The sequence below is a fragment of the Mesorhizobium sp. M7A.F.Ca.CA.003.01.2.1 genome (assembly GCF_003998945.1).
Taxonomy (GTDB): domain Bacteria; phylum Pseudomonadota; class Alphaproteobacteria; order Rhizobiales; family Rhizobiaceae; genus Mesorhizobium; species Mesorhizobium ciceri.
The window spans coordinates 1-4,088 of sequence record NZ_RZRA01000503.1 but is presented as its reverse complement, the minus strand read 5'-3'; the positions used below and the strand labels follow the sequence as shown (position 1 = coordinate 4,088).

Here is a 4,088-nt window from a genome sequence, read left to right as displayed (position 1 = left end):
CTCGCCGCGTTCGAGAATGAGATATTTGCCTGCACCGCCGCCCTTGATCGTGTCCGTCCCGTTGGGCTCGATGTTCATGACATGGGTTGCGTGTACCCCGGCAAAGCCGATCCGAAGGCCAGGCACGGCAGGCGGCAGCGTATGTGTGCACGTCGCGCCGGCGCTGTTGTTGTGGCAGAGTGCCCGGTTGTGAAGCCCGGACAGCGTTGTGTTAACGCTCAGATTGATCGGCACACTCGACGTCCCCTGCAGGCCGGGATTGTTGCCGCCAATAAACCTGGTCACGGTGCCGGCCGTGATGGAACTGCCGGTGCCATCGCCAACCCATTCCGTCATGTCAAAGCCATCGACCAGCATTTCGTCTATCGCGCCGCCGGTGGTTACCCGAAAGGCAACGCCAATGGAGGTCGGGTTCTTCAGGGCGATGTCCCTGAGACTGGCTTTGCGCAGCCGTTGGCCCACCGAAAGATTGAACCGGACGCCATGCGACTGGGTGTTTCCCCTGATGCCAGAAAGGCTAAGGCTCGCCGGTGTCACTACGTTCGCAACGACAATGGCGTCGGTCGAGCAGTTCATCAACGTGCCCGGGCCGATCGCAAGTGGCGTCTGGTAGGGCGCGGCGATTACGGCTGTGGCACCTGACGTTCCGCCCGTGATAGTCTCGCCAGCCCGAAAGATGCCGGCCGAACCGCGCACATAGATGCGCTGGGTCGCGCTGTTTGCCGTTTTGGCAATCGCAGAGGTGCCTCCAGTGATTGTTTCAGCGGCCTGAAACGTTCCGCTTATCGGCAAGACCCTCAGCACGTTGGCAAAGAAGTCGACCAAGATGCCCGTCGCGCCGGATGAACCGCCTGTCACCGTCTCACCGAGTTCATAGTCGAGGGTTGAACCGGTAATGACGATTTCAAAATGTTGGAACCGCAGGGTTCCGGTCGAGCCAGAGGTGCCGCCGCTGACCGTTTCGCTAATCGCAAACGATCCAACTTGCGAGCTGAGGGCGAACTGATATTCGCCGTTTGGTTCCAATTGCAGGGCTGTGTTGTAGCGATCGATGTACCAGTTATCGAGCCGGCCCGACTGAATCTGAACGCCGAAGACGTTACCGGCAGAACTACCGGAGAGCCGGTTGCCGATTGCCTTGACATTCGAAATGACGATCTCGCTGTTGGCGTCAGTCGCAGCTACGCCAATCAGACAGTCATTCGCCACCACGTTAGTTATGATCCCTCGCGGATCTCGCGCACCGGTCATCTCCACCCAGACACCGGCGGAGGGGCTGTCGAGATGTGCATCGGCGAAAACCCCGTCGACCAACACGTCGGTGGTGTTTAGATTCCCCGTATAGGTCAACACGACACCGTCGCGTTTGCACTTCGCCGACCGGATGTTGCGCACGATCGGCTTGCGGACGCCGGCCACGTAAACCGTGTCGCCAAACTCGCCGCCGGTTGGCGTGACGATGTTATAGCCGTCAATGTCCTCAATCGTCGGGCTGTCGACACAGAGCGCCATCACACCGGCAAGGCCGAGATTGCGGACTTTCACGCCGCGGATTGTCGGCCGCTTCCGGCGTGCACCAGTGGAGAGGCCGACGCGAATACCGATAGAAGCCTGGTAGCCGGCATGTGATCCACCATCAATCGTGAGGTCCCCGTCTATCAGGACGTCATCGGCAGCGATATCGATGACGGGATGGTGGCCGGTAACGGCACCGACTGGCGCGCGCAGGATCAGGGCAGAGCCGCCCAGGCATTCGACGCGCTTCTTCGCTGTCGAGATCGTATGGTTGCCGTCGGTCTGGTAGGAGCCGTCAATCAGCACATGCGGATAGCTGCCCGCGAGCAGTGCACTGATAGCAGCCGTGGCATTTGTACCGTTACCACGCGCCCCGAGCATTGATGCCGTCACCGGGGTCGAGGCGAGCGTATAGCCTGTCTTCGTCATGCCATCGCTCAGCATGATCACCAAATCCCCGACATTCGTTCCATTCTTGCGGTACACAGCGCCACTGCCTGCCACCTGAGAGCTGTCGTAGAAGGCGGTGCGGATGTATGTGGGTGCTATCGGTGGGGAAAATGCCTCCGCCGTCGCCTTGGTCGCGAATTGCGGATCGAGCACGGTTGTCATGGCGCCCGTCGCTACGTCCGCAGCGGCCTGGGCCTGGTCGATGATGCCTTGCGCGGCTGCCTGGATATCCCCGACTGTGTCGTCGGACTGGTAGAACGACAGCACAATGTCGTCGGTGCCGATCACAGGGTTCAGCGTCTGGAAGGCGAAGCTGCACTCACCCCGTCAACCACTTTCTGAGAAAAAATTCCTAGTCTGGTCGAAACTCCCGCGCTGAGCGACGCTGGCAAAGCGCGTAAAACCCTGCTTTTGCCGGCGGCTGGTCATAAGCCGGCAGGTGTGAAATCATTCGTCGAAGCTCATGGAATGATTCCCGTCGCACGGCCTTGTGGGAGAGGACGATGGACAGACCAGCCATGGCATCCGTGTTCAGGATGCGGCATGCACCAGCCACGGTTTCCGGCGTGTGCAGCACCGGCCAGGGTCAGGCCGATCCAGTCATCCGCGTGCGTTCGCTGGGCGAAGCCATCCGTTTCGTCGCCAACGCCTACCCCCAATACGACGTCGGCGCCGTCGCCATCAGCTGTGGGGATGTTTCGATCGGCAGCCTCGGCAACCTGGAGGTCAAGGCGCTGTGGCGCGAATATGGCGAACGGCTGACGCAGGAATAGGCGTTCGCCCGCAGCCTTTCTGGAGCGGAAATGCCGCTCGTGCGTTTCAACCCCAGCCACGGGAGCAATCGCCATGAATGTCGCCAACCTGCAACTCGAAGGCCTGTTGATGGCCGTCGCCTCGATCAATCGTCTCCTGGTTCAAAAGGGGGTGCTGACGGCGGAGGAAATCGACCTGGCCCTGCGCAAGACCGAGGCCGGCGAAACCAACGAGGAACGATCCGAAGGCATGTCCGCATCCAGCCGCGACGCCGTCAACTTTCCGATCCGGCTGCTGGAACTCGCCAACCAGTGCCAGCCGGAGGCGGAGCTGCCGTCCTTCTCAAAGCTGGCCCGCATGGTCGGCAAGATAAAGGAACCCTACAACGACCAGCTGTGAACGGTGCCGGCGGGCCGGCATGCGTCCGCGGTGGCCCACTGCCCTCGCCTCAAGCCCTGCCCGGCCATCCCAAATTGAGCGAAAGCACCTTGCCCGGTCCATGCACCGCCGCAAACAGCAGTCCGGCCAGGAACGAAAAATGGTCGATGAAGAAGCCGAACTCGGCCTGGTTGCCGGCCCAGTGGCTGGGTCCGTGGAAGGCAAGGGCCAGGAACAGCACATAGGCGGCGGCGACAAGGGCCGCCTGCGTGAAGAAGGCGCCGGTCAGGAAGCACAGCACCAGCGCGACTTCCAGGATCGCCGCGCACCAGGCCAGGAACAGCGGAAACGGAAAGCCGGCGGCGGCGATATAGCCGGCGGTGGCCGCCATGCCCATGAATTTGAACGTCACCGCCATCAGGAAGACGCCGGCGAAGATCAGCCGGGCGATGAGAAGGGCCGCGGTCTGCCACGGCGATTGAGTGATTTGCGACGACATGCTCGTTCTCCAGCTTTGCAGGTTGCTCGCTCCTAGGACGCGCGACGGACGCCAGATCCGACACACCAGGCCAATTTTTCTCGACAGGGCGCTTGCCGCGGGTCGAAGCAGGCTTCGAAGCCTCACACCGACGGCAAGGAGCGATTTTCGGTTTGCCGGCCGACGGTATAGCGTTGCTCCCTCAAAGGGGGAAACGGACATGGCCAAGGCATTGACCATCGGCGCACCGCGGCATCCGGCGATGAGCACCGCCTACGAACAGGAATGCAGGGATATGCTGGCTCCGCATCTCGACGCCCTGCTCCGCAAGGTCGAGGCTGCCGGCTGGGACCGCGGGCAGGCCGCCTCGGCGCTCATGTATCTCGCCGCGATGCGGCTGAAGCCGGCCTGACGACACGCCGGCCCGAACGGCTCTCCGGCGCATCGCGATTGAAACTTGTTGGTAATCACGAATGTGATATTGTTAGCCGGGGCTAATGCAGCGGTGTGCCGG

Annotated in this window: 5 protein-coding genes; 3 read left to right on the top strand and 2 right to left on the bottom strand. The window is 61.7% G+C overall.

Going from position 1 to position 4,088, the window contains the following annotated elements; all coding sequences use genetic code 11:
- Positions 1 to 2,253, bottom strand: a 2,253-nt coding sequence (locus EN969_RS19780) for a hypothetical protein (protein WP_206525186.1), incomplete at its 3' end; no start/stop codon positions are given.
- Between the two features lie 215 nt (positions 2,254 to 2,468).
- Here EN969_RS19780 and EN969_RS19775 point away from each other — a divergent pair.
- Together EN969_RS19775 and EN969_RS19770 are read left to right on the top strand one after the other, a co-directional pair.
- Positions 2,469 to 2,738: a hypothetical protein gene (locus EN969_RS19775; RefSeq protein WP_063168562.1), complete on the top strand. Its 270-nt coding sequence runs from the start codon at positions 2,469 to 2,471 to the stop codon at positions 2,736 to 2,738.
- Positions 2,739 to 2,811: 73 nt separating this feature from the next.
- Positions 2,812 to 3,117 (top strand): hypothetical protein, encoded by a 306-nt coding sequence (locus tag EN969_RS19770; protein WP_013530780.1) that lies wholly within the window; start codon positions 2,812 to 2,814, stop codon positions 3,115 to 3,117.
- 49 nt (positions 3,118 to 3,166) lie between these two features.
- On the opposite strand, the gene EN969_RS19765 is transcribed toward EN969_RS19770, so the two are convergent.
- Positions 3,167 to 3,595, bottom strand: a complete 429-nt coding sequence (locus EN969_RS19765) for a DoxX family protein (RefSeq protein ID WP_063168563.1) — start codon at positions 3,593 to 3,595, stop codon at positions 3,167 to 3,169.
- 199 nt (positions 3,596 to 3,794) lie between these two features.
- Between EN969_RS19765 and EN969_RS19760 the strand changes: the two genes are divergently transcribed.
- Positions 3,795 to 3,986 carry a hypothetical protein gene (locus EN969_RS19760; RefSeq protein WP_013530778.1) on the top strand — a complete coding sequence of 64 codons (192 nt, stop codon included), beginning with the start codon at positions 3,795 to 3,797 and terminating at the stop codon, positions 3,984 to 3,986.
- Positions 3,987 to 4,088 lie beyond the last annotated feature (102 nt).

What these genes read in the sequence shown, in the direction of transcription:
- EN969_RS19775 (WP_063168562.1), top strand. Translation starts at nt 2,469, where the DNA reads ATGGACAGACCAGCCATGGCATCCGTGTTCAGGATGCGGCATGCACCA.
- EN969_RS19770 (WP_013530780.1), top strand. Translation starts at nt 2,812, where the DNA reads ATGAATGTCGCCAACCTGCAACTCGAAGGCCTGTTGATGGCCGTCGCC.
- EN969_RS19765 (WP_063168563.1), bottom strand. Translation starts at nt 3,595, where the DNA reads ATGTCGTCGCAAATCACTCAATCGCCGTGGCAGACCGCGGCCCTTCTC.
- EN969_RS19760 (WP_013530778.1), top strand. Translation starts at nt 3,795, where the DNA reads ATGGCCAAGGCATTGACCATCGGCGCACCGCGGCATCCGGCGATGAGC.